Annotated in this window: 23 protein-coding genes; 10 read left to right on the top strand and 13 right to left on the bottom strand. The window is 76.5% G+C overall.

Features of this window, described 5'->3' with window-relative positions:
- Positions 1-4: 4 nt before the first annotated feature.
- Positions 5-310: a hypothetical protein gene (locus tag DMP15_RS17415; RefSeq protein WP_073575090.1), complete on the bottom strand. Its 306-nt coding sequence runs from the start codon at positions 308-310 to the stop codon at positions 5-7.
- Positions 311-438: 128 nt separating this feature from the next.
- On the opposite strand from DMP15_RS17415, the gene DMP15_RS17410 reads away from it, so the two are divergent.
- Positions 439-1623 (top strand): alcohol dehydrogenase catalytic domain-containing protein, encoded by a 1185-nt coding sequence (locus tag DMP15_RS17410; protein WP_073575089.1) that lies wholly within the window; start codon positions 439-441, stop codon positions 1621-1623.
- A 44-nt stretch (positions 1624-1667) separates the two neighbouring features.
- On the opposite strand, the gene DMP15_RS17405 is transcribed toward DMP15_RS17410, so the two are convergent.
- From DMP15_RS17405 to DMP15_RS17395, 3 genes are all read right to left on the bottom strand, one after another.
- Positions 1668-1937, bottom strand: a complete 270-nt coding sequence (locus DMP15_RS17405; protein WP_157818236.1) for a hypothetical protein — start codon at positions 1935-1937, stop codon at positions 1668-1670.
- A 205-nt stretch (positions 1938-2142) separates the two neighbouring features.
- Positions 2143-3648, bottom strand: a complete 1506-nt coding sequence (locus tag DMP15_RS17400; protein ID WP_337826170.1) for a CoA-acylating methylmalonate-semialdehyde dehydrogenase — start codon at positions 3646-3648, stop codon at positions 2143-2145.
- Between the two features lie 35 nt (positions 3649-3683).
- On the bottom strand, positions 3684-4166 hold the full coding sequence (locus DMP15_RS17395) for an Lrp/AsnC family transcriptional regulator (RefSeq protein WP_073575087.1): 483 nt from the start codon (positions 4164-4166) through the stop codon (positions 3684-3686).
- 81 nt (positions 4167-4247) lie between these two features.
- Here DMP15_RS17395 and DMP15_RS17390 point away from each other — a divergent pair, with 81 nt between their 5' ends.
- Together DMP15_RS17390 and DMP15_RS17385 are read left to right on the top strand one after the other, a co-directional pair.
- Positions 4248-4868: a LysE family translocator gene (locus DMP15_RS17390; RefSeq protein ID WP_073575086.1), complete on the top strand. Its 621-nt coding sequence runs from the start codon at positions 4248-4250 to the stop codon at positions 4866-4868.
- 30 nt (positions 4869-4898) lie between these two features.
- Positions 4899-5462: a hypothetical protein gene (locus tag DMP15_RS17385; protein ID WP_073575085.1), complete on the top strand. Its 564-nt coding sequence runs from the start codon at positions 4899-4901 to the stop codon at positions 5460-5462.
- A 56-nt stretch (positions 5463-5518) separates the two neighbouring features.
- On the opposite strand, the gene DMP15_RS17380 is transcribed toward DMP15_RS17385, so the two are convergent.
- From DMP15_RS17380 to DMP15_RS17365, 4 genes are all read right to left on the bottom strand, one after another.
- The gene (locus DMP15_RS17380) at positions 5519-6319 is read right to left on the bottom strand and encodes a hypothetical protein (RefSeq protein WP_073575084.1); all 801 of its coding nucleotides are present in this window, start codon (positions 6317-6319) and stop codon (positions 5519-5521) included.
- Positions 6316-7386 carry a glycosyltransferase gene (locus DMP15_RS17375; RefSeq protein ID WP_073575083.1) on the bottom strand — a complete coding sequence of 357 codons (1071 nt, stop codon included), beginning with the start codon at positions 7384-7386 and terminating at the stop codon, positions 6316-6318. The genes DMP15_RS17380 and DMP15_RS17375 overlap by 4 nt, the downstream gene beginning before the upstream one ends.
- Positions 7383-8444 carry a glycosyltransferase gene (locus tag DMP15_RS17370; RefSeq protein WP_073575082.1) on the bottom strand — a complete coding sequence of 354 codons (1062 nt, stop codon included), beginning with the start codon at positions 8442-8444 and terminating at the stop codon, positions 7383-7385. The genes DMP15_RS17375 and DMP15_RS17370 overlap by 4 nt, the downstream gene beginning before the upstream one ends.
- A 145-nt stretch (positions 8445-8589) precedes the next feature.
- Complete coding sequence (locus tag DMP15_RS17365; protein ID WP_139282755.1) at positions 8590-9492, bottom strand: WcbI family polysaccharide biosynthesis putative acetyltransferase; 903 nt, start codon at positions 9490-9492, stop codon at positions 8590-8592.
- Positions 9493-9567: 75 nt separating this feature from the next.
- Here DMP15_RS17365 and DMP15_RS17360 point away from each other — a divergent pair, with 75 nt between their 5' ends.
- Genes DMP15_RS17360 through DMP15_RS17345 form a run of 4 tightly spaced genes read left to right on the top strand, consistent with a single transcriptional unit; the run spans position 9568 to position 13840 of the window.
- Positions 9568-10581 (top strand): hypothetical protein, encoded by a 1014-nt coding sequence (locus tag DMP15_RS17360; protein WP_073575080.1) that lies wholly within the window; start codon positions 9568-9570, stop codon positions 10579-10581.
- Positions 10578-11537, top strand: coding sequence for a hypothetical protein (locus tag DMP15_RS17355; protein WP_073575079.1), 960 nt, complete (start codon positions 10578-10580; stop codon positions 11535-11537). Before DMP15_RS17360 ends, DMP15_RS17355 begins: the two co-directional genes overlap by 4 nt.
- Complete coding sequence (locus DMP15_RS17350; protein WP_167379057.1) at positions 11534-12787, top strand: glycosyltransferase family 2 protein; 1254 nt, start codon at positions 11534-11536, stop codon at positions 12785-12787. Before DMP15_RS17355 ends, DMP15_RS17350 begins: the two co-directional genes overlap by 4 nt.
- Positions 12788-12832: 45 nt before the next feature.
- A complete protein-coding gene (locus DMP15_RS17345) occupies positions 12833-13840 on the top strand; it encodes a hypothetical protein (protein ID WP_139282754.1) in 1008 nt (335 codons plus the stop codon).
- 113 nt (positions 13841-13953) lie between these two features.
- On the opposite strand, the gene DMP15_RS17340 is transcribed toward DMP15_RS17345, so the two are convergent.
- From DMP15_RS17340 to DMP15_RS17325, 4 genes are all read right to left on the bottom strand, one after another.
- Positions 13954-15204, bottom strand: coding sequence for a hypothetical protein (locus tag DMP15_RS17340; RefSeq protein ID WP_202416424.1), 1251 nt, complete (start codon positions 15202-15204; stop codon positions 13954-13956).
- A gap of 158 nt (positions 15205-15362) precedes the next feature.
- Positions 15363-16337, bottom strand: coding sequence for a heme-dependent oxidative N-demethylase subunit alpha family protein (locus tag DMP15_RS17335; RefSeq protein ID WP_073575076.1), 975 nt, complete (start codon positions 16335-16337; stop codon positions 15363-15365).
- A complete protein-coding gene (locus DMP15_RS17330; RefSeq protein WP_073575075.1) occupies positions 16334-17272 on the bottom strand; it encodes a PDR/VanB family oxidoreductase in 939 nt (312 codons plus the stop codon). The genes DMP15_RS17335 and DMP15_RS17330 overlap by 4 nt, the downstream gene beginning before the upstream one ends.
- Positions 17269-17805, bottom strand: coding sequence for a dimethylamine monooxygenase subunit DmmA family protein (locus DMP15_RS17325; protein ID WP_073575074.1), 537 nt, complete (start codon positions 17803-17805; stop codon positions 17269-17271). Before DMP15_RS17325 ends, DMP15_RS17330 begins: the two co-directional genes overlap by 4 nt.
- A gap of 157 nt (positions 17806-17962) precedes the next feature.
- Between DMP15_RS17325 and DMP15_RS17320 the strand changes: the two genes are divergently transcribed.
- The 3 genes from DMP15_RS17320 to DMP15_RS17310 all read left to right on the top strand — a co-directional run bounded on the left by DMP15_RS17320 (position 17963) and on the right by DMP15_RS17310 (position 21017).
- A complete protein-coding gene (locus DMP15_RS17320; RefSeq protein ID WP_073575073.1) occupies positions 17963-18841 on the top strand; it encodes a hypothetical protein in 879 nt (292 codons plus the stop codon).
- A 55-nt stretch (positions 18842-18896) separates the two neighbouring features.
- On the top strand, positions 18897-19559 hold the full coding sequence (locus tag DMP15_RS17315) for an SDR family NAD(P)-dependent oxidoreductase (protein WP_073575072.1): 663 nt from the start codon (positions 18897-18899) through the stop codon (positions 19557-19559).
- 99 nt (positions 19560-19658) lie between these two features.
- Positions 19659-21017, top strand: coding sequence for an AI-2E family transporter (locus DMP15_RS17310; RefSeq protein ID WP_073575071.1), 1359 nt, complete (start codon positions 19659-19661; stop codon positions 21015-21017).
- Here DMP15_RS17310 and DMP15_RS17305 read toward each other — a convergent pair.
- Positions 21002-23545 (bottom strand): HAD-IC family P-type ATPase, encoded by a 2544-nt coding sequence (locus tag DMP15_RS17305; RefSeq protein ID WP_337826169.1) that lies wholly within the window; start codon positions 23543-23545, stop codon positions 21002-21004. The genes DMP15_RS17310 and DMP15_RS17305 overlap by 16 nt on opposite strands.
- Positions 23546-23572 lie beyond the last annotated feature (27 nt).

Here is a 23572-nt window from a genome sequence, read left to right as displayed (position 1 = left end):
CGCCTCAGGCGTCGAAGGGGAGCGTGCACCGCACGACGGCGTCGTACTCGACCAGGCGGTCCATCGCGGCCCGCGTGGTCTCCGGGGCGGCCCGGTCGCGGTGGGCGACGACGAACCGCCGGCCACGGGTCCCCGGCGCACCCCGGTCCGCGGCGGAGAAACGCAGGAACGCCTCGGCGACCTCGCGGTAGCGGCGCCGCGTCTCCTCGTCGCCGATCTGTGTCGCGAGCCAGGCGACGTACGGCTCGAGGCGGTTCGTGACGCCGCCGTCCGGACCGGCCGGGTCCTCGGTGACGGGCTGGGGCTCCATGGCGGTCCTCCGGTGGTGGGGGTGCGACCGCCGACGCCTACCCGCCGGCCGGACGCCCATGCCGGTTTCACCGGGAGGCGCCCGGGTAGCCGGGCGCCCGCACCACCGGCGACACCGAGGAGGACCCCATGCGTGCCCTGACCTGGCACGGCCGCCGCGACGTCCGGGTGGACACCGTCCCCGACCCGGTCGTCGAACAGCCTGACGACGTGGTCGTGCAGATCACCAGCTCCGGCCTGTGCGGCTCCGACCTGCACCTCTACGAGGTGCTCACTCCGTTCCTGTCGCCCGGCGACGTCCTCGGCCACGAGCCGATGGGTGTGGTGGCCGAGGTGGGGCCCGCCGTCACCGAGCTGTCGGTCGGCGACCGCGTCGTGATTCCGTTCAACGTCAGCTGCGGGCACTGCTGGATGTGCGAGCGCGGCCTGCAGTCCCAGTGCGAGACCACGCAGAACCGCGAGCAGGGGACCGGCGCGTCCCTGTTCGGCTACACCGCGCTCTACGGCCAGGTGCCCGGCGGCCAGGCCGAGTACCTGCGGGTGCCGTTCGGCAACTCGCTGCCGATCCGGGTGCCCCAGGGGCCGCCGGACGACCGGTTCCTGTTCCTGTCCGACGTGCTGCCGACGGCGTACCAGGCCGTGCAGTACGCCGCGACCCCCGCCGACGGGACGCTGGTGGTGCTGGGGCTCGGACCGATCGGGGACATGTGCACCCGGATCGCCGCCCACCTGGGCGTGCGGCAGGTGGTCGGTGTCGACCTCGTGCCCGAGCGCCTGGCCCGGGTCGAGGCGCGTGGGATCCCGGCGCTGGACCTGAGCCACGGCGACGACGAGGTGCTCGGCGCGATCCGGTCGATGACCAGGGGCCGTGGCGCCGACGCTGTCATCGACGCGGTCGGCATGGAGGCCCACGGGTCCCCGGTCGCGGCCGCCGCCCAGAAGGTGGTGGCCGCGATGCCCTCCGGGCTGGGCCGCACGGTCATGAAGACCGCGGGCAGCGACCGCACCGCGGCGCTGGAGCTGGCGATCGGCGCGGTGCGCCGGGGCGGCACGATCTCCCTGTCGGGGGTCTACGGCGGCAGCGCCACCCCGCTGCCGCTGCTCACCCTGTTCGACAAGCAGGTGCAGATGCGGATGGGGCAGGCCAACGTGTGGCGCTGGGTCCCCGACCTGCTCCCGCTGCTCGGTGACGACGACCCGCTCGGCGTCGACCACTTCGCCACCCACCGGATGCCGCTGGAGGAGGCCGCCCAGGCCTACTCGATGTTCCAGGACAAGACCGACGGTGCGGTGAAGGTGCTCTTCACCCCCTGAGCCCGGCACCGCCCCCGGGTCCGGTCCCGGGACCGGGGGACCGGTCAGCGGGCCTCGTCCTCGCGGTGTTCCTCGGCGAGCGCCTCCGCGCGGGCCTCGGCGCCGGTCCGGCCAGCGTAGCCCTCGTCGCGCCCGGCGACGCGGCCCACGAACTCGCCCGACGCGCCGGTGCCGGTGGTGGACGCCGAGTCGCCGTCCTCCCGGGGCAGGCCGCCGGTCTCGCGGGAGTTGGCCAGGTTCGGGTCGGGCTCGACGTCCTCGGCCGGGCCGCGTCCGCGCAGCCGGTCCACCAGTCGTCCCAGGAAGGAGGTCATGCGGAAGGGGTACCTCCGGCGGCCGCGCTCACACGTGCGGCCCCGGACCGCGTGGTCGGGCGCCGCGGACGGGGCGGGTCGGCCGCGGAACCCTGCCCCCGAGCTGCTCCGGCGAACGCCCGCGGCTGCCCGCGATCGTGCTGTACGTCGGTGTGCCGGACGGACGGCCGCGGACGGTGTCCGGATGCACCGGCGCCGGGTGACCTCAGGTGTTGGTCGGGAAGCCGAGGTTCAGCCCGGCGTGGCTCGGGTCGAGCCAGCGGGTGGTGACGACCTTGCCCCGGGTGAAGAAGTGCACGCCCTCGGTGCCGTGCGCGTGGGTGTCGCCGAACAGCGAGTTCTTCCAGCCGCCGAAGCTGTAGTAGGCCATCGGCACGGGCACCGGCACGTTGATGCCGATCATGCCGACCTCGACCTCGTTCTGGAAGCAGCGGGCGGCGCCGCCGTCGTTGGTGAAGATCGCGGTGCCGTTGCCGTAGGGGTTGGCGTTGATCAGCTCGACGGCGCGCGCGTAGGTCTCGACGCGCACCACCGACAGCACCGGGCCGAAGATCTCGTCGGTGTAGACGGTCATGTCGGTGCCGACGTGGTCGAGCAGGGTGGGGCCGACGAAGAAGCCGGACCCGTCGGCGTCGAACTCGCCCTGCCTGCCGTCGACGACGACGGTGGCGCCCTCGGACTCGCCGGCGTCGATGTAGCCCGACACCCGCTCCTGGGCGGCCCGCGTGACCAGCGGGCCCATGTCGCAGGAGCGGCGGCCGTCGCCGGTGCGCAGGGCGCGGGCCCGGTCGGCGATCTTCGAGACCAGGGTGTCGGCGATGGCGCCGACGGCCACGAGCGCGGAGACGGCCATGCAGCGTTCGCCCGCGGAGCCGAACCCGGCGTTGACCGCCTGGTCGGCGGCGAGGTCGAGGTCGGCGTCGGGCAGCACGACCATGTGGTTCTTCGCCCCGCCGAGCGCCTGGACGCGCTTGCCGTGCGCGGTGCCGGTCTCGTAGACGTAGCGGGCGATCGGGGTGGAGCCGACGAAGCTGACGGACTTGACGTCCGGGCTGGTCAGCAGCGCGTCGACGGCGGTCCTGTCCCCGTTGAGGACGTTGAACACGCCGTCGGGCAGGCCGGCCTCGGACCACAGCTCGGCGATCCAGAGCGCGGCGGAGGGCACCTTCTCCGAGGGCTTGAGCACCACGGTGTTGCCGGTGGCGATCGCGACCGGGAAGAACCACATCGGGACCATCGCCGGGAAGTTGAACGGGCTGATGATCCCGACGACGCCCAGCGGCTGGCGGACCGAGTGCACGTCGACGCCGGTGGAGGCGTTCTCGGTCGCCGAGCCCTTGAGCAGGTGCGGCATCCCGCAGGCGAACTCGACGACCTCCTGGCCGCGCGCGACCTCGCCCGCGGCGTCGGAGAGCACCTTGCCGTGCTCGGCGGTGATCAGCGCGGCCAGCTCCGGGGCGCGGGCGTCGAGCAGCTCGCGGAAGCGGAACAGGATCTGGGTGCGCGTGGTCAGCGAGGTGTCGCGCCAGGCCGGGAACGCGGCCTTCGCGGCGGCGATCACCTCGGCGGCCTCGTCGGCGCTCGCGAGGGGCAGGTGCGCGGTGACCTCGCCGGTGGCCGGGTCGGTGACCTCGGACGTCCGCCCGGAGGTGCCCTCGACCCGCGCTCCCGCGACCCAGTGGTGGAGCGTCTTCTGCAACGTGCTCGTCATGATCGGCCCTTCTCAGCTGGTCGGGCGCCAGCGTCTCACCCGGCCCGGCCGGGGGCGAGCCCGTGCTCCAGCGGCAGCCCCCGGCCGGCGACGACGTCCTTCATCACCAGCGTCGAGGACAGCCGCTGCACCCCGGGCAGGGTGGTGAGGCGCTCGTCGTAGAGCCGCTGGAACGCGGGCAGGTCCCGGGTGATGATCCGCAGCAGGTAGTCCGGGTCGCCGAACAGCCGCTGCGCGGCGACGACCTGCTCGATGTCCTCGACGGCCGACTCGAACGCCTGCACCGTGTCCTGCACCGCCTCGTGCATGGTCACGAACACCAGCGCGTCGAAGCCCAGGCCGAGCCGGTGCGCGTCGAGGTGGGCGCGGTAGCCCGCGATCGCCCCGGAGGACTCCAGGGCGCGCAGCCTGCGGTGGCACGGCGACACCGACAGCCGCACCCGTTCGGCCAGCTCGGTGACGGTCAGACGTCCGTCGGACTGCAGCTCGGCAAGAATTTTCCGGTCAATCGCGTCCACGGAGGGGATTCTTGCACCACACGGGGCGTGTGATGGGAACATCGGGAACACCTGTCGGCGCATCCTGCCTAGCGTCGGGGCATGCCGATCGGAAGCGTGCTGGGGTTCTCCGGCCTGTCGTTGCTGCTGGTCCTGACACCCGGCGCGGACTGGGCGTACATGATCCGCGCGGGGCTGCGCGGGCGGACGCTGCTGCCGTCGCTGGCAGGTCTGCTCAGCGGGCACCTGGCACTCGCCGCGCTCGTCGCGGCCGGGATCGCGGCGGTCGTCGCGCGCCGGCCGGAGGTCCTCACCGTGCTGACCGCCGTCGGTGCCGCCTACCTGCTGGTGCTCGGCGCGACGACGCTGCTCCGCCCGGCCGGCCCCGCCGCCGCGGCCGTGGACGGCGGCGGGTCCGGGCTCGGAGACCTGGTCCGCGGCGCCGGGGTCAGCGGGCTCAACCCGAAGGCGCTGCTGCTGTTCCTGGCGCTGCTGCCGCAGTTCACCGACCCGGCCGCCGCGGTCCCCGTCGGCGGGCAGATCCTCCTGCTCGGCCTGGTGCACGTGCTGGGTTGTGCCCTCGTCTACACCGGCGTGGGCGTCGGCGCCCGCACCGTCCTGGCCGCGCGGCCCGCCGCGGCGCGCGTCGTGTCCCGGGTCGCGGGCGCCGCGATGGTGACCCTCGGCGCCGTCCTGCTGGCGTCCCAGCTCATTACGGTGTAATCCTGTAATCATCGATGCGGGAGGTGCGCGATGACAGGACGAGGACGCGGACGGGGCGGCTGGCAGCAGGCCGACCTCCCCCCGGCCGACGACGCCGCGGCGTGGTTCACCGGACGGCTGCCCGACGGGTGGTTCACCGGCGCGCCGGAGGTGACGGTCGACCGGGACGAGATCGTCGTGGTGGGGGAGCTGCCCCCGCCGGGCGGCGACCACCCCGACACCGATGCGGGACGGGCCGACGCCGCGGCCGCCGAGACCGGGCGGATCTCGCGGTTCCGCGAGGAGACCCGGGACCGGCGGATCGAGATCGCCCGCGAGGCCGAGAGCCGCTACCGGCGCAAGGTCGCCTGGGGCGCGCGGGTCGGCGGGACGCGCGAGCTGTTCACGACGATCTCGGTGCCGGTGATGACCCGGCTGCGTCAGCCCGAGCGGGCGGTGCTCGACACCCTCGTCGACGCCGGCGTGGCCCGGTCCCGGTCGGACGCGCTGGCCTGGTCGGTGCGGCTGGTCGGCCGGCACGCCGACGAGTGGCTGACCGACCTGCGCGAGGCGATGGGACGGGTGGAGGAACTGCGCTCCCAGGGCCCGGAGTGACCCCGCGCTGAGACGGTCGGCCGCTGCCGCTCGCCCGGACGTCGCTCCGGCCGGTCTCACCCGACCCGCAACACGTCACGCACCGGGTCGAACTCCACTGCGCCCGTCGCGTGCAGCTCGCGCAGCCAGCCCGCCATGGGCCACCACCCCCAGCGGTCGTGGAACAGCCGGGCGTTGCCGACGATCTCGGCGATCCGGGCCGGGTCGGTCCGGGCCGGCGGATGGTGCTGGTGGTACGCGTGCGCCCCGCCCACCCACACCAGGTCCAGCCCGCAGGAGAGCGCGAAGTCGGTGTCTTCGCCGCCGTAGCCGGCGTAGTCCTCGCAGAACCCGCCGCCGGCCCGCCACGCGTCGGCGGTGACGGCGAACGACAGCGACCAGAACAGCTCCCGGCGCGGCTCGGCGACCAGCGCCCCGTCGGCCGGCGCCGGGCGCGCCGGGTGCGGGTCGGTGTGACGGTACAGGTCCCGTTCCGGCAGCACCCCCGCCGGCAGGTAGGTGACCGGCCCGCACAGCAGTGCGTCCGGGCGTCGTGCCGCGGCGCGGAGGTAGCCGTCGACCAGGCCGTCCCCGGGCAGGCAGTCGACGTCGAGGAACACCAGCAGCGTCGCCCCGCCGGCGAGCGCGGCGCCCGCCCCGGCGTTGCGCGCCGCCGCCAGCGGCAACGGCCCCGGCGCGGGCACGGTGAGCACCCGGGTCGGCGGGCCCGCACCGGCGGTGGCGGGCTCCGCCCCCATCCCGACGACGACGTGGGTCACCGGCGGCCCCGCGGCGAGCACCCGGCGCTGGCGGGCGAGGTGGCCGGCGCGGCCGCGGACCACGGTGACCACGGCGACACGCGCTCCGGGCGCGCTCACGCGGCGATCCCGTCGAGCACCGCGGCCGCGCGTTCCGCGGCCCGCCCGTCGGACCAGCGCGACCAGCCCGCCCCGCCGCGGGACACCGCCTCGTCGAGCACCCCGGGCCAGTCGGCCGGTGCGGGCCAGCGGTCGCGGACCGTCGCGAGCCCGGCCGCCCGCAGCACCGCGCCGGTGGCGACCTGCTCGCCGTAGGGACGCTCGGCCGGGACGATGACGGCGGCGCGGCGGGCGGCGGCGATCTCGGCGACGACGTTCTGCCCGGCGTGCCCGACGACGACGTCGGCGTCCTGCAGTTCGGCCCACACCTCGCCCGTCCACCCGGCGCAGGCGAGGTTCGGCGGGGCGTCGCGCAGCGCGCCGGTCAGGCCGCCGGCGACCCGCCAGGTCCAGTCCGGGGTGGCGGACGCCGCGGCGGCGAGTGCGGCCGGGTCGGCGCCGCCGTCGCCGCTGCCGGTCAGGACCAGCACCCGGCGACGGCCCGGACCCGGGCGGGCGGTGCGGTCGTCGTAGCGGGACAGGCCGCCCAGGTGCACCGTCCGGCCGGTCAGCTCCGGGCGCCACGGCCGCGGCGGATCGGCGGGCCACGGCGCGAGCAGGACCTCCGCCAGGTCGTAGACGGTGCGGTGCGCCCGGTCCAGCCGTTCCCCGGGCTGCGCGACGACGGCGACCGGCACCCCGTGCAGCCGGGCCAGCAGCGCGATCTCCACCGACACGTCGGCGACGAGCAGCCGGGCCGGGCCCGCGGCGAGCAGCGCCGAGACCGCGGCGGTCCGGGCGCGCAGACCGTCGTGGTGGCGGGGTACCCAGTGCAGCGTCCCGCCCGCGGTCACGTCGGCGGTGTCGGCCGTGTCACCACCGGCGGTGTCGCCGCCGCCGGTGTCCAGGGGCAGCTCGTGCCAGGCGCCTGGCCAGCCGTACGGGGCGGGCCGGGACCCGACCCCGACGACCGGGGTGCGGCAGTGCGCGGCGATCGCGGCGGCGCGGTGGGCGTGCCCGCTGCCGTGGTGGTGCACGTAGTAGACGATCGTGCCGGACGTGGCGCCCGGGCCGGTGCCGCCGGTCATACCGCGGCCAGGGCCCGGTAGAGCCGCTCGTAACCGTCGATCATCACCTCGGCCGAGCAGGTCGCCTCGGCGTGCCTGCGGGCGTCGGTGCGCGAGAGCAGCGATGCCGCGCGGATCGCCTCGGCCAGCGCCTCGACGTCGCCGGGCTCGGCCAGCACCCCGCTGAGCGGATCGACGATCTCGGGCAGCGCACCCCGGGCGAACCCGGCGATCGGGGTGCCGCACGCCAGCGCCTCGGCGACGACCAGGCCGTAGGGCTCGTCCCAGCACGGCGACACGACGGCGACGGTCGCGTCCCCGACCAGGCGGGCCAGCGCCCGGTGGTCGAGGTGGCCGAGGTAGTCGACGCCGTCACCGAGCAGCGGGGCGACGCAGGAGTCGAAGAACGCCCGGTCCGGGCACGGCCCGGCCAGGCGCAGCCCGGTCCCGGCCAGCCGCGCCGCCCGGATCGCCTCCACCGGGCCCTTCTCCGGGACGACGCGGCCCGACCACACCGGGACCCCACCGCCCGGCCCGTACTCCCAGGCCGCGGTGTCGACCCCGTTGCGGACCACCGTCGCGCGGGCACCGGTCGGCGCCCAGGCGCGGGCGGTGTGCGCGCTGACCGCGGCGAACCGCAGCCGCTGCGGGTCGCCGAGCCGCACCGCGGACTCCATCCACGGCGTCGGCGGCGTGTGCAGCGTGGTCAGGACGGGGGCGTCGAGCGTGTCGGCCAGCGCCAGCGGCAGGTAGTGCAGGGAGTTGTTGTGCACCACGTCGTAGCGGCCGTGTTCGCGCGAGAGCGCCAGCAGCAGCTCCAGGTAGGAGTGGTGCTCGGCGAGGAACCACTCCGGCGGCATGCCGACGTCGCTGCGGGCGGCACGCGAGATGGGAGGCAGCACCGCCATCTCCCGCACCCGCAGTCCGGGGTCGGAACCGGGCGCGCCGAAGACGGTCACGTCGTGACCGCGGCGTCGCAGCCGGGACGCGAGCCCGGCGGTGTGCGCCTCGAGCCCTCCCGGGAACGGTTCACGGATCGGGTAGCGGGCGGAGGCGATGAGCGCGATCCGGGCGGTCACCGGTGGAAGGCGGGCGGGGTCATGGGTCGACACGCTCCGAGGCTCGTGGGGCGGAACCGTGCGAGCTGGCGGCTGAACCCGGACGTTCCCCGATCATGCGGTGCCCCGGGCCCCCCCACAACTCGACCTTGGGCCCCCGGCCCGGCTACAGCCCCAGCAGCTCCAGCGTGTCGGCGTGCCGGGCCAGCCCGGCGTCCACCCATCCGGGGTGCGTGGCGTACCAGGCCCGTTGCGCGGCGGCGACCTCGTCCTCGCCGATCGCCCGGTCGGAGACGCACCAGTGCGGGCGCGGCGGCGTGTCCAGCCCGAGGGCGTCGACGACGTCGGCGCGCAGCGGGGACCGGATCCCGCCGAGCAGGGTGCGTCCGGGGTCACACACGACGCCCGGCATCCCGGCGGCGTCGAGGATCCGCCCGGCGAGCAGCATCAGCACCCCGTTGCCGGGGTGGTTGAGGGTGTGTGCGGCCGCCGCGCCGAACCCGGCGATCGCGTCGGACACCCCGGCGTCGGTGTCGCGGGCCTCCCGCCGGGCGAGCTCGGCGATCCCGCGGCGGCCCACCTCGCGCAACGCCTCCGGCGTCGGCGGCGGCCCCGGCTCGCGTCCCGCGGCGGCCGCGAGGGCCCGCAGGTCGTGGTAGGGCACCCCCGGCGGGACGGCGGCCGGGTCGGACGCGTGGCGCACGATCGCCGACCACGGGTGCAGCGCGGGATGGCGGATCACCGGCCAGCGGACGACGACCGCCCCCGGCGCCAGCCCGGCGGCGACCTGGGCGGTGCCCAGGGGGAGGTCGCGGTAGTCGTCGCGGACCGGCTGGGACGCCAGCAGCCGGGTCCGGGACAGCAGCCGGCGCAGGTGGGGCAGGTCGTCGGCGGTGAGCTCGTGCACCGGCGGGATGCGCACGGGGGTGACCGGCAGGCCGTCGACGCCGGCGAGCAGCACCCGGACCGACTCGGCCTGGCAGTTGCCCCACACCAGGGCGAGCGGTCCCGGCGGCGGCGCCTCGAGGCCGTAGAGGACGCCGTAGTGGCGGCGGCGCGGATCGGTCACCCGGTCATCGTGGCCCGTGCGGTTGATCCGCGCCCGGACGGGCATCCCGGGGGACCCGAGGAGAGGAGCCGTCGCGTGCGCGTGGCGTCCGTGCCCACCGCCCATCCCTACGTGGCATCGCTGCACCACCCCGAGGTGGTCCGGCTCCCGGACCCGCCGGTCCCGGGCGCGCGTCCGGGGGTGTGGTGGCCCTCGCCGTGGCTCGACGCCGACCACCTGCGTGCGCACGCCGCGGACGTCGACCTGCTGCACGTCCACTTCGGCTTCGACGACCGCACCCCCGACCAGCTGCGCGCACTCGTCGCGGCACTGGGGGAGACGGGTGTCCCGCTGGTGCTGACCGTGCACGACCTGCGCAACCCGCACCACGCCGACCCCGCGCCGCACGCCGCGGCCCTCGACGTGCTGGTACCGGCCGCCGCCGGGCTCGTCACGCTGACCCCGGGGGCCGCCGCGCGGATCCGGGAACGCTGGGGACGCGAGGCGCTGGTGCTGGGGCACCCGGCCGTCGTCGGGCCGGAGTGGCTGCGCCGTCCCCGGCCCCGCCGCGCCGACGGGTTCGTCGTCGGCCTGCACGCCAAGAGCCACCGCACCAACGCCGACCCGGTCGGGGTGGCCCGTGCGCTCGCCGCGACCGCCCCGCCCGACGTCCGGCTGCGGGTCGACGCGCACGACGACGCGCGTGGCCGCGCCGTGGCGCACGCCCTGCGCGACGAGCCCCGCCTCGAGCTGCGGGTGCACCCCCCGTTCGACGACGACGCCCTCCACACCTACCTCCAGGAGCTCGACGTGTCGGTGCTCCCGTACCGGTGGGGGACCCATTCCGGCTGGCTGGAGGCCTGTCACGACCTCGGCACGACCGCGCTGGTGCCCGACGTCGGACACTTCCGGGAGCAGGCGCCCTGCCTGACCTACGCCCTCACCGACGACGGACCCGACCGCGCCTCGCTCGGCGCCGCCGTCGCACTGGCGCACCGGACCCGTCCGACCTGGCGGGCCGACCCCGGCGACCGGGAACGGCGCCGCGCCGAGGTCGCCGACGCCCACGCCCGCGAGTACCGCCGCGTCCTGGCCGGGGTGGCGCGGTGACCGTCACCGTGCGGGTCGTCGCACCCGGGGCGTCCGGGCACGGCGTGGTCCGGCACGCCGCCGCCGTCGCCGCCGCGGTGGTCGCCGACGGCGTGGTCCCGGTCGGTTCCGGCCAGGCCGACCTCACCCACGCCCAGTTCACCGACGCACTGTGGGGTGCCGGGGTCGCCGCGGCCGCCGACGCCTTCGTCGAGCAGGCGGAGGTCCTGCCACGACCGCTCGTCGTGACCCTGCACGACCTGCCCGGCGCCGACCCCGACCCGGCCCGCGACGTCCGCCGGTCCGCCGGCTACCGGCGCGTGGTCGCCGTCGCCGACGCGGTCGTCGTGTCCGCGGGGCACGAGGCCGACAAGGCTCGCGCGCTCGGCGCGGCCGACCCGGTGACCCTGCCGCTGCCGCTGCCGGTCGTCGTGCCGGCCGAGCAGGCGCCGGGCTGGGCGGGGCGCCCCACGCTCGGCGTGCTCGGGTTCGTCTATCCCGGCAAGGGGCACGAGGCCGTGATCGACGCGGCGGCGGCGCACCCGGACCGGCCCGCGGTCGTCGCCGCGGGGGCGGTGTCCGACGGGCACGACGAGCTCGCCCGGTCCCTCGCCGGGTACGCCCGGTCGCGTGGGGTGGACTGGATCCTCACCGGACACCTGGAGCCGGCGGCGCTCGCCGCGGCGGCGGCGGCGGTCACCGTCCCGGTCGCGCCGAGCCGCACCGTCAGTGCCAGCGGTTCGCTGCTGGCGTGGCTGGCCCACGGCCGCTACCCGCTGGCCGCGGCCGGTGCCTACGCCCACGAGGTCGACGCCGCCGCTCCGGGCGCGGTGGCGCTCTACGACGACGACGCCCGCCGGGACGCCCTCGTCGCCGACGCCCTGACCCGGTCCGGCGCGACCCGCGGCCCGGTCCCGGACTGGCCGGACGCCGGGGCCGGGCACGCCGCCCTCTACCGGAGGATGGTCGCCCGGTGAGCGTGCCGGGGAACCGCTGGGACCTGCTCGCGCCGCACACCGGGCCGCCGCCGTCGGTGGGGGTGGTGGTGTGCCACTACCGCCAGCCCGCGCAGCTGGCCCGCACCGTCGCCGCGCTGCAGACGCAGACCCGACCGCCGGTGTCGGTGGTCGTCGCCGACGACGGGTCCCCGGAGCCGCCCGACCCGGCCGCGCTCGCGGGGCCGGTCCCGGTGCGGGTGGTGACCCAGGACGACCGCGGGTTCCGCGCCGCCGCCGCGCGCAACCGCGGCGCCGCGCAGGTCGAGGGTGACGTCCTGGTGTTCCTCGACGCCGACACCGTCCCCGGGCCCGGCTTCGTCGCAGCGCTCACCGCGCGGATCGCGGCCTGCCCGGACGTGCTCGCCGTCGGGCGTCGCCGGCACGCGGACCTGTCCGGCACCGCCCCGGGCGACGACCCGGCCGGCGCGCCGCAGCTGCCCGACCCGGCCTGGCTCGCCGACGGCTACCGCCGCACCCGCGACCTGCTCGACGCGTCGGGCACGGACTGGCAGCTGGTCATCAGCGCCGTGCTCGCCCTGCACCGCAGCCTGTTCGACGACCTCGGCGGCTTCGACGAGCGCTACGTCGGCTACGGCGGCGAGGACTGGGACCTGGCCTACCGGGCCTGGAACAACGGTGCGCTGCTCGTCCACGAACCGTCCGCGGTGGCCTGGCACGACGGCCCCGACTGGGGTGGCCGCCCGGAGGACCACGACGCCGTCGGCGGTGGCAAGGACGGCGAACGCATCCGGATCGCCGCGCTCGTCCCCGACCCCGGCGTGCGCGGCGCACCGCTGCCCGGCGCGGTTCCGGACGTGCTCGCCACCGTCGACGCGGACGCGCACGGGTGGGAGCTGGTGGAGATCGTCGACGCGGTGCTGAACCAGACCCATCGCGACGTCCGGGTCCGGCTGCCGGGCTGCGACCCGCGGCTCGACGAGCTCTACCGCGGCGTCGCCGACACGGGCCCGTGGAGCCCCGACCGGCTGTGCCGCGCCCGGGCCCGGCTGCACGTCCACGCGCCGCTCCCGCCCGACGCGCTGGCCCGCGCCATGGACCTGCTCACCGGCCACGACCTCGGCCGCGTCGAGATCGCCGGTCCGGACGGGCGGACCCTGGCCGTACTCGTCTCCACCCGGGCGGCGGGCCGGGCCCGGCGCGGGCGGGTCGACGACGCCGTCGCCCAGCACCGGGAGGGCGTCGCGACCCTGCTCGCCGGGATGCCGTAGCCCTACGGAGGCCCGACCGCACCGGATGGCCCTAGCCTCGCCGGCATGACCGCACCAGCTGCCTCCCCGGTCCGCGGGGCCCGCCGCGCGATGATCGTCGCGGTGGTCGCCTCGCTGCTCGTCGCCTCGCTCTGCGGGATCGTCGCCCTGCTCGGCGGCGGCTTCGGCGACCTGCAGGCACGGATCGTCGCGACCACGCTGGTCGTCGCCGCGTTCGGCACCTCGGCGCTCTGCCATCTCGCCGTCGTCACCCGCGCCGTGCGGGCCCTCGGGTTCGCCGGTCTGGCGGCGAGCGTCGTCGCCGCGGTGGCCGCGCTGTGGCTGGTCTGGGGCGGCGACGAGCTCTTCGAGGGCGACGGCGACGGGTCGGTGCTGAAGACCCTGCTGGTCGCGACGATCGTCGCGATCAGCCTGGCGCACGCGAACCTGCTGCTGCTCCTCGCCGAGCGGCGCCGCACCGTGATCCGCGCAGGGCTCGGGCTGACCCTGGCCGCGATCGCCGTCGTCGCGACGATGCTGGCGCTGCCGGTGATCACCGACGGCGAGGTCGGCGACAGCGAGTGGTACTGGCGCTGGTTCGGCGTCGCGGGGATCGTCGACGCGCTCGGCACCATCGCCCTGCCGGTACTGGCCCTGGTCCTGCGCGGCCGGGGGCACGAGCCCGCCGCCACCGACCCCGCGCCCACCGAGCCCGCCGCCACCGAGCCCGCCGCCACCGGGACTCAGCTTGGCTCCACCGGGGCCGCCACCGGTTCGGTGTCGTCCGGGCCCGCATCCGCCGGGAACACGACCACGGGGGCCGCGACCGCCGGCACCGCGTCGGCCGGTACGCGGGCCGACGGGGCGGCGGCACCCACTGCCGCGGTGGCGGGCTCCGACGGCGCCGGGGGCGACGACGCCGGTACCCCGAGCGCGGAGTCGGACGTGGCGCCGGTCCGGATCGTGCTCGACCTGCCTGCGGACCTGGTCGCCCGGCTCGACGCCGCCGCGGACGGGCAGGCGCGGGACGCCGCGGCGCTGCGCGTTCTGCGGAACGCCCTCGTCGAGGGCTGACCCGCCGGATCCACGCCGGTTCCGGGCTCACCGCACCGCACCGCACAGCGGCCCGCTGCGCCGCCGGTCCGGCCGTCACGACCGCTGCCGGCGCCGGGCGGAGCCGGTGTCGGTCAGGCCGGGGTGTCCCTGCCGCGGTCACCGTCGTCGGCCCGGTCCAGCCGTGCCCGCCGCTCCTGCTCCCGGCGGCTGTACGCGGCCTGGCGGACCGCGCCGTCGTCGGCGAACCCGGAACCCAGTGCCCCGGCGACCGTCCCCATGGACGTCGACAACCAGGCGATCATGATCCAGTCGTCCGGCCCGGACTCGCGCATCAGCGTCGAGGACAGGTAGTCCGGCGGGATGACGAGGACCGCCGCGACCAGGGCCAGGACGAACAGCAGCGCGAACATCGTCAGCACCCCGCACGCCACGGTGATCACCGTCGAGAGGTTCGACAGCAGCATCTCCTCGCGCAGCGAGCGGTGCCGTCGCGACTCCCACAGCCGGTTGTCGAGGATCAGCCACGCGGTCATCCCGACCAGGGCGATCAGCATGACCGTCACCTGCCGGGCGGTCCCGAGCGCGGTCGCCAGCTGCCAGATGTTGGAGTAGAAGATCCCGAACGCGGCCCCGGCCGCTGCCGCGGCGATGGCGGGGGACAGGCTCGGTACCAGCCGCCACGGACGGTTCGCGCGGACCATCCCGGCCAGCAGCCGCACCCGCCCGCGGAGCCCGGTCAGCGCGAGGCGGACGTCGATGTCGTCCTCCACCCCGCCGCTGCCGGCATCGGAGTCGTCCGCGGGCCCGCGCCGGGCGGCGTCGCCGTCCGCCCGGTCGTCCCGATCGCGGTCGCGCTTCTGCTCGCGGTCCTGGTCGCGGTGGTCGCCGTCGGTCCCGGCGCGGGGCCCCGAGTCGATCCGGGTCAGCGGTCCCGCACGACCGGCGTCCGGCGCCCCGCCCTCCTCGGCGCCCGCGCGGTCGGGGGGCACCAGGTGCCCGGTCACGAGACGGACCACCGTGTCGCGGCACCGCCGGTACTGGTTGATCGCGCCCAGCGCGGGCAGCGACACCAGGCCCACCCGGTGCCCGGTCCCGCCGTCGGCGACGACCGGATCCGCCCCGGAGCGGCGCGGCAGGTCGGTGAGCAGCACGACGGCGTCGGCGCCGTCCCGCTCGCGCACCCGGTCGCCGATGTCGAGAGCGGGTAGCGCGCCGCGCTCGTCCAGGACGATCGGTTCGTCGGCGAGACGGACCTCCCAGCGGGCGTCGTCGTGCTCTCCGAGCGCGGCGGGCAGGTCGCGGACGAGCCGGTGGGCGAGCTCGGTCGGCAGCCCGGGGTCGGCGACGAGGTCGAGCACGGTGGTTCGGGGCGCGTCGGTCACGGCGCGCGAGGCTAGCGGCTGTCGGTCGCGTTCGGGCGGTGGGTGGTCGGGCGGCGCGGCCTCCTGCTCGAACGTGTGCCCGTATCGGTGTGGCCGAGGGGGCCGACAGCTCGGGGCGAGTCGTGAGGGGGACGGGGCTGTGGGGCCGCCACCGCCGGTCAGGACCCGGCGCGCAACCATTCCGCGGCGATCGAGGCCAGCGGCTCCAGCTCCTTGTACTCCGCGACCTCCGGCGACAGTGTCTCCAGGACCGACGCGAGGCGCTCGCGCCAGGCCGGTACCCGCGCGATCTCGTCGAGCGGCAGCAGGCGGACACCGATCAGGAACAGCACCGCGCCGGTCAGCGGCAGCCGCACCAGGTGCTGCACCTCGGTGCGCAGGTGGATCTGCCTGCCGGGGTCGGTGAGGTCGAGCCGGGTCCGGGCGGGCTGCCACAGCGGGGCGGCGTCGAGGGACAGGTCGCGGCGGTCGTCGGGCTGCAGCCCCCAGTTCAGCCGGCGGTAGGCCTCGCCGGGGTGCAGCCGCAGCAGGAAGCGTTCGGCGCGCTCGAACACCCCGCCGGGACCGTTGCCGGGGACCGGGCCGTGTAGCTCCCGGAAGCTCATCCCGGCGTCGAACCCGAGCGACCAGACCGAGGCGAACGCGACGGCACCGGCGTCGAGCCACAACGCGTCGTCGCGGGCGCCGAGCACCACCACGTCCTCCGCGACGAGCCGGGACACCCAGCGCAACGGGTGCTCGGGCAGGGTGGCGTCGTCGCCGAACACGAACTCCTGGTCGGTGCCGGTGGCCGCGTCACGGAACCGCCGGCCGCCCGTTCCGCCGGTCCGGCCGGGGGTGCGGGTCAGGGAGCAGCTGCCGGGCTGCTCGGCGGCGAGGCGCCCGAGCAGGTACAGGCAGGCGTCCCAGCAGGAGGCGCGGGCGTGCGGTGCGGCGACGAACCGGGCGGGTTCGCGGTCCAGGGTCGACGCGCGCTCGGCGGCGACGGCGGGACGGTCCGGGCCGTCGTGCACGATCCGCGCGCCCCAGCAGCCGGCCTCGGTACGGCGCTCGACCCCGGCCGGTTCGACGTTCGCGCTGATCCGGTAGGTCGGGTGCGGCAGCGGGAACGGGTAGTCGTCGACGCCGGTCACAGGTCCAGCTCCAGTGCCGTCCCGGCGGCGCGGGACACGCAGAGCGCCATCCGGTCGGCGCGCTCGTCGGCGGTCAGGACCGTGTCGCGGTGCTCCACCCGACCGTCGACGACGGGTGTCACGCACTCGCCGCAGACACCGCGCCGGCACATCGCGGGCGCGGCGACCCCGGCGCGGTGCACGGCGTCGAGCAGGGTCTCGCGGGCACCGACCTCGACCGTGCGACCGCTGCGGCGCAGCACCGCACGGAACGGGGTACCGGGACCGGGTTCGGGGACGAACGCCTCGGCGTGGATGCGGGCGTCGACCCAGTGCGCGGCGCGTGCGGTCCGCGCGGCCGCGGCGATCAGACCGGGCGGGCCGCAGGTGTGGACGTGGCTGCCGAACGGTGCCGTGGTCAGCAGCCGCTCCAGCGCGGTGTGGGCCTCGACGCGGCCGGTGGCCTCGACCAGCCGGTCCCCGCAGAGCGCGCGCAGCTCGTCGCGGTGGGGCGCGGGACCGGGGCGGTGGACGGTGAGCACCGTGAACGGGTTCCCCCAGAACGCGTGCCAGCGGGCGTGGGACAGGACCGCGGTCACCCCGATCCCGCCCGCGACGAGCAGGTGATGGCGCGCGGTGTCGACCGGCGGGAACGAGCTGCGCGGCGTCGTCGCCACGACCGCGTCGCCCGGGGCGAGACCGTGCGCCCACACCGAGCCGCCGCGCGAGTCCGGTCGTCGCGCGACCGAGACGTGCCAGCGGTCGGGTGCGGGGGACGGCTCGGTCAGCGAGTAGGAGTTCCAGCGGCCGGGCGCCCACTCGACGCCGATGTGGCCGCCGGGCGGGGCCGCGGGCAGCGGCCCGGTCCCCGGTGCGGCGGCGAGCTCCAGGGAACGGACGCCGGGCGCGGCGTCGGTGACCGCGGCGACCCGCAGGTGCACGGCAGGCCGGGTCACGGCGCCCGCTGCGGGGTGGGCGCGCCGAGGAACGCCGCGAGCCGGCGCGAGTGGTGCCCGGCGACGTGCAGCACGAGCCGGCAGCCGGGGCAGGCCACGGCGTCCCCGACGTCGGCGTGCACGACGACGCGGTGGTGGCAGTGTCCGCAGTGCACCGTCCGGTCCCGGGTGGAGTCGGCGATGTCGGTCGGGACCAGGACGAGCTCCTCGTCGAGGGCGCCCCGGTGCAGCGCCGCGGCGCGCACGGCCTGCACGACGGTCTCGGGCCCGGTGACCAGGATCCGGGTGCCGGTGACCAGCGTCGTGAGCTCCCGGTCCAGCAGGCTCGCCGCGTCCCCGCCGGTGGGCAGCCGGACCAGGCGGTCGGCGGGCCCGAGGTCGGGATCCGGCGCCGACCCGGCGACGACGACCAGGTGCGGCGCGTCGCCGCGACCGGCCGGGCCGGTGTAGCGCGGCACCGTGGTCCGGCCCGGTGCGAGGTGCGCGGACGGGGCGGCCGCGCCGGTGCGCAGCGGGCGGACGGGATCGGCCATGACGGGCGTGATGCTACGAGCGTCGGGTGAACGGTGGGTGGCGCCCAGCGCATGCGCGGGTCACCATTTCTGGTGACACTGTCGGGGAATCGGTGACGATCTCGGCGCCGGCGCGATGCACTGCGTGGGGCGCCCGCACGCCGGAGAGGGGGACGTCATGGACGGCACGTCGTACCGCCCGCGGCACGCCCTGCGTGAGACCCCGCCCACGATCGCCGTCCCGGCGCAGCGGGGCGCCCCGCGGGGCGAGGCCGTGCCCCGGCCGGACGTCGACGGCCACCGCGCCGCCGCACCGCAGCAGGATGTGCCCGCCCACCGGATCGCCGTCCCGCAGCCCCGCCCGGCACCGCGGACCACCGCGCCCCAGCACGGCACCGCGCCCTGGTGGTCGGTCGTCCCCGCACCCCGCGACGGCGCGCACCCCGCGCCGCCCGCCCCGGCACCGGAGCGGCCCTGGTTCACACCGGCCCCGGTCGTCGTCGAGCCCGCCGCCGGGCCCGGCGCCGACGGGAGGCTGCCCGGCTTCCCGGCCACGCTGTTGCCGCGCCGCCGTCGCCCGCTCGCGGTCGGCGCGGGCCTGGCCGCCGGGATCGCCGGGATGCTCGTCGTGTTCGCGGTGGTCGTCGGCGCCGCGGGGGCGGCGGGCCGCGGGATCGACGACGCCGCCACCGCGACGGCCGCGGTCGGCGACTGGCGCGCCGCGGGCGGTCAGGTGCACGTCACCGCGATCACCGAGGCCCTGCGCGACATCGCGCGCGCCGGGTCCGGCGGCGGGATCGTCGCGCTGGCCGAGGCCTGCCGCGACCTGCGCGACGAGGTCGCCTCCGCGCAGGCGTATCCGGCGATCCCGGACGCCGTCGCCCAGGTGTACTGGCGTGGCGGGCTCGCCGCGGGCGCCGACGCGGCCCGGCACTGCATCGCGGGCGCCTCCCTCGGCGACCCCGGGCTGCTCGGCGACGCCGCCCAGGAGCTCAATGGGATGAGCACGCAGCTGGGCGCCGTCGCGGACCGGCTCACCCTGCTGTCGGGCGGCTGACCCCGCGGGCACCGCGGACCGTGCGGATCCGCGCCACGACCCGCATGATCACGCCATGACCACCATCGCGATCGTCGGTGCCGGACCGGGACTCGGTGCGGCGACGGCCCGGCGCTTCGGGCGCGAGGGGTTCGAGGTCGCCCTGATCGGGCGGCGCCGCGACCGTGCCGAGGCGCTGGCCGCCGAGCTGGCGGACGACGGCGTCGCCGCGCACCCCTTCACCGCCGACGCCCGCGACCCCGCCGCCCTCGCCGCGACGCTGGAACGGGTCGCGGAGACCGTCGGCCCGGTCGAGGTGCTGCAGTACAGCCCCGCACCGCAGAAGGACTTCCTGCGGCCGCTGCTCGAGACCACCCCGGCCGACCTCCTCGGGCCGGTCGAGATGTCGGTGTACGGGCCGGTCGCGGCCGTGCACCAGGTGCTGCCCGGGATGCGCGCGCTGGGCCGCGGCACGGTGCTGTTCGTCAACGGCGGCAGCGGGGCCCGGCCGTCGTCGCGGGTGGCGGGCACCTCCATCGCCTTCGCCGGGCTCGGCGCCTTCGCGGCGATGCTGCACGACGAGCTGGCCGGCGACGGCGTGCACGTCGCCCAGCTGATCGTCCCCGGCGCGATCGAGCCCGGGCACCCCCGCAAGGACCCCGCCGTACTCGCCGGGACCCTGTGGACACTGCACCGCGACCGGCCCGCCGGGTTCCGCCATCTCGCCGACGACCTCTGAGCGCCCTCCGGGGTGTGGCGTGGGCGTTGCGGCGGGCACCGGGGCTCCTGCGCCGCTAGGGTTCCCGCCGCAGGTCGACCGGTACGAACGGAGTGGGTCATGGATTCGGGGTCGCAACCGGCCGCGCGCGCCGAGAACCGTGGGGCGCGGCGGGACCCGGCGGGGGGCGGGCTGCTGAGCCCGTCGCCGACGGCCCCGGTCGCCAGCCGCGGCACCGTCATCGGCAACGGGCTCACCTGGCTGGCGGCGTGGAGCCTGCGGGTCGCGCTGATCGCCGTCGGACTGGTGATCGTCGGCTACGTCATCGGCATGCTGTGGGTCGTCGTCTGGCCCGTCGTGCTCGCGATCCTGCTGGCCACCGTCCTGCGTCCGCCCGCGGCGCTGCTCATCAGGTGGCGGGTGCCGGCCGCGGCGGCCTCCGCGATCGTGCTGCTCGTCGGCATCGCCGCGGTGACCGGGCTGTTCGTGAGCATCGCGCCGTCGATCGCCGGGCAGACCCAGCAGATCACCTCCGGGGTGATCGCGGCGCTCGGGCAGATCCAGCAGTGGGTGACCGGGCCACCGCTGAACCTCGGCGACGGCCAGATCGGTGACATCGTCAACCAGGTCACCCAGCAGCTGCAGCAGAGCGCGACCGCCATCGCCGGCGGCGTCCTGACCGGGGTGTCCACCCTGGCGTCCGGGCTGATCTCGCTGGTGCTGGCGCTGGTGCTGACCTTCTTCTTCGTCAAGGACGGGCCCCGGTTCCTGCCGTGGCTGACCTCGATCACCGGTCGCAGCGCGGGCGGGCACATCGCCGAGGTGCTGCGCCGGATGTGGGACGTCCTCGGCGGCTTCATCCGCGTCCAGGCACTGGTGAGCCTCATCGACGCCGTGTTCATCGGCATCGGCCTGGTGCTGCTGGGCATCCCGCTGGCGCTGCCGCTCGCCGTGCTGACCTTCGTCGGCGGGTTCATCCCGATCGTCGGTGCGGTCGTCGCGGGCTCGCTGGCCGTGCTCATCGCGCTGGTCACGCAGGGCTTCGGCACCGCGGTCGCGGTGGCGGTGCTGGTCGTGGCGGTGCAACAGATCGAGGGCAACGTGCTGCAGCCCTTCCTGCAGGGACAGAGCCTCAAGCTGCACGGTGCCGTCGTGCTGCTGGCGGTGACGGCGGGCGGGTCGCTCGCCGGGATCGCCGGTGCGTTCCTCGCGGTGCCGGTCGCGGCCGTCGTCGCGGTGCTGCTGCGCTACCTCGGTGAGCAGATCGACCTGCGGGACCGCCGGTTCTCCGGTGTGGACGACGTCGCCGCGGGCACCCCGGTCACCGCCGTCGACGGCGCGGCCCCGGCCTCCGCCGCTACCGGCACCGACACAAAGACCGGGACCGGGACCGACACGGCAACCGGGGACGACAGCGAGACCGTCGGGGGCGACGCCGTGCCCGCCCCGCCGGACTCCGCCCGTCAGGACGGCGGCTGACCGACCCGCCCGGGCAGCCGGTGGGTCCCCAGCATCCGGTCCATCAGCCGGAACCGCAGCACCACCCACATCAGGGCGAACCAGCAGACCAGGACCGGCAGCACCACCAGGAACACCGGCCGCGCCGCGCCGGTGAGCCCGAAGTACGACGACAGCGCCGGGGTCCCGACCACGCCCGCGAACACCACGGTCAGGCCCAGCACCAGCCAGGCCGGGCGACGGTCGGACACCGGTGCCGTCCACGCCGCGAGGAACCGGTGCGGCGGCAGCAGGAACAGGATCAGCACGAACGACGCCGGCCCCACGAACGTCGACAGCCCGGTCTGCGCGCCGAGCGTCGCGGCCGCACCGGCGAAGTCGGCGTCGGTGCCGTAGGTCAGCCCGGTGTAGCTCTGGAACTGCTCGATCACCTGCGCCGGGGTCCGTCCGCTGGTGAAGCCCTGGAGGATGCCCTGGTAGAGCACCGTGTAGACGACCGTCCCCGCGCCCGCGGTCACCACGGATGCCGGCACCACGAAGCGGGCGAGGTTGCTCAGCAGGTCCGGGTCCGGCTCGGACGGCGTCGCCCACAGCGTCAGGAACAGCGTGGGCACGCCGACGGTCAGCAGCGTCAGCCCGACCTGGGTGGGGGAGTAGGGGAACCCGAGCCCGAGCATGGTCACGGCCATGATCACCAGGCCCTGGGTGGCGACCCGGGTGAGGAACACGTACATCGACACGGCGATGCCGTCGATGATCCGGCGGCCCTCGGTGCGCGCCGGCAGCAGCGCGTCGAACGAGTCGTCGACGAGCACGATGTCGGCGACGTCGCGGGTCACCGCCGAGCCGCTGCGCATCGCGACGCCGACGTGGGCCCGTTTGAGGGCACGCGCGTCGTTCACCCCGTCACCGAGCATCGCGACGTGCGCGCCACCCCGGCGCAGGCTCGCGACGACCCGCTCCTTCTGCTCCGGGGTGACCCGCCCGAACACCGTGGTCCGGGCGACGAGCGCGTCGAGCGCGGCCCGGCCCCCGGCGGAGTCGTCGAGCTCCTCGACCTCGGACCCGGCGACCGCCTCACCCACGTCGAGCCCGGCCTTCGCCGCGAGCGCGGCGACGGTGCGCGGGTCGTCGCCCGAGAGCACCTTCACCGCGACCCCGTCCGCGGCGAACCGCTCCAGGGCGTCGGCGACGCCGGGGCGCAGCTCGTCGGACAGCACCACCAGCGCCACCGGGGCCAGGGCGGGCAGGGCGGGGCGACCGTCGCCGTCGCGCAGCGCGGCGCCCGCCCGCGCGGCCCGGGCCAGCAGCAGCACCCGCAGCCCGGCTGCGGTGCGCGCCTCCACCCGGTCGGCGACGGCGTCCGGGTCGTCCAGGTGCGGTGCGAGCGCGTCCGGGGCGCCGAGCACGAACGCCTCCCCGCCGGTGGTGACCTGCCCGGACCAGCGCAGCGACGAGGTGAACGCGACCTCGTCGCGCAGCTCCCACGGCGTTCCGGGCAGCGCCGCGGCGAGCGCGGCGGAGGTGAGGTTCGGGTCGGACACCGTCGCCGCGAACCGCGCGAGCACCGGCCCCGGGTCGGTCCCGTCGAGCGGGTCGAGCCCGTCCAGGCGCAGCGCGCCGGTGGTCAGGGTGCCGGTCTTGTCGGTGCAGACGACGTCGACGTGGGTGACCGCCTCCACCGCGTTGACCTGCTGCACCAGGGCGCCGCGCCCGGCCAGCCGGGCCGCGCCGCGGGTGTAGGCGACGGCGATCAGGAAGAACAGGCCGTAGGGGACCAGCCCGGACAGCACCGCGGTGATCTGCACGACCCGCAGCAGCGAGAACCCCTCCAGGAACGCCTGGGCCAGGATCGCGCCGCTCATCAGCACGACCAGCACCATGGTCAGCCGGACGACGAAGTCGATGCGCCGCTGCAGCGGTGTCGCCTCGGTGGTGTCCGCGCGGGCCTGCAGCGTCAGCCGGCCGGCGTAGCTGTCGGCGCCGACGGCGGTCGCGCGCTGGCGGGCGGTGCCCGCGACGCAGTGGCTGCCCGAGCGCAGCAGGTCGCCGGGGGTCCTGACGACCGGGTCGGACTCGCCGGTGAGCAGCGACTCGTCGGCCTCGGCCCGCCCGGTCAGCACCGGCCCGTCGACGACGACCTGCTCGCCCGCCCGCACCACCAGCACGTCCCCGGAGACGACGTCGGCGGCCGGCACCCGCTGCTCGGAACCGTCCCGCACGACGGTGACCTCCGCGGCGTCGAGCAGCTGCAGCCGGTCCAGCTTCCGCTTGGCCCGCATCTCCTGCACCGCCCCGACGACGGCGTTGACCAGGCCGAGCCCGACGCTGGTCAGGGCGTCGCCGTAGCGGCCCAGCACCAGCAGGACCAGGCCGATCGCGAACAGGATCGTGTTGTAGGAGGAGAAGACGTTGGTACGCAGGATCCGCCCGTAGCCGCGCGTCCCCGCGGTGACCGGCGCGTTCGCCCGGCCCGCCCGGCGCGCCGCGGCGACCTGCGCCGCACTCAGCCCCTCGTCGGCCGCCGCCTCCACGATCCCGGCCGCCACGCCGTCCCCTCCCCGCCGTCGGTCCCG

Source organism: Pseudonocardia sp. UM4_GMWB1 (genome assembly GCF_017312155.1).
GTDB classification, from domain to species: Bacteria; Actinomycetota; Actinomycetes; order Mycobacteriales; family Pseudonocardiaceae; genus Pseudonocardia; species Pseudonocardia alni.
Note: the sequence above shows the minus strand (reverse complement) of the source record. Positions and strands in the feature narration are given on the sequence as shown.

Bases quoted from the DNA above. Each gene is read 5' to 3' on its own strand.
- DMP15_RS17320 (WP_073575073.1), top strand. From the start codon at position 17,963: ATGGACGGCACGTCGTACCGCCCGCGGCACGCCCTGCGTGAGACCCCG.
- DMP15_RS17375 (WP_073575083.1), bottom strand. From the start codon at position 7,386: ATGACCGGCGGCACCGGCCCGGGCGCCACGTCCGGCACGATCGTCTAC.
- DMP15_RS17415 (WP_073575090.1), bottom strand. From the start codon at position 310: ATGGAGCCCCAGCCCGTCACCGAGGACCCGGCCGGTCCGGACGGCGGC.
- DMP15_RS17400 (WP_337826170.1), bottom strand. From the start codon at position 3,648: ATGACGAGCACGTTGCAGAAGACGCTCCACCACTGGGTCGCGGGAGCG.
- DMP15_RS17315 (WP_073575072.1), top strand. From the start codon at position 18,897: ATGACCACCATCGCGATCGTCGGTGCCGGACCGGGACTCGGTGCGGCG.
- DMP15_RS17385 (WP_073575085.1), top strand. From the start codon at position 4,899: ATGACAGGACGAGGACGCGGACGGGGCGGCTGGCAGCAGGCCGACCTC.
- DMP15_RS17310 (WP_073575071.1), top strand. From the start codon at position 19,659: ATGGATTCGGGGTCGCAACCGGCCGCGCGCGCCGAGAACCGTGGGGCG.
- DMP15_RS17325 (WP_073575074.1), bottom strand. From the start codon at position 17,805: ATGGCCGATCCCGTCCGCCCGCTGCGCACCGGCGCGGCCGCCCCGTCC.
- DMP15_RS17410 (WP_073575089.1), top strand. From the start codon at position 439: ATGCGTGCCCTGACCTGGCACGGCCGCCGCGACGTCCGGGTGGACACC.
- DMP15_RS17405 (WP_157818236.1), bottom strand. From the start codon at position 1,937: ATGACCTCCTTCCTGGGACGACTGGTGGACCGGCTGCGCGGACGCGGC.
- DMP15_RS17390 (WP_073575086.1), top strand. From the start codon at position 4,248: ATGCCGATCGGAAGCGTGCTGGGGTTCTCCGGCCTGTCGTTGCTGCTG.
- DMP15_RS17345 (WP_139282754.1), top strand. From the start codon at position 12,833: ATGACCGCACCAGCTGCCTCCCCGGTCCGCGGGGCCCGCCGCGCGATG.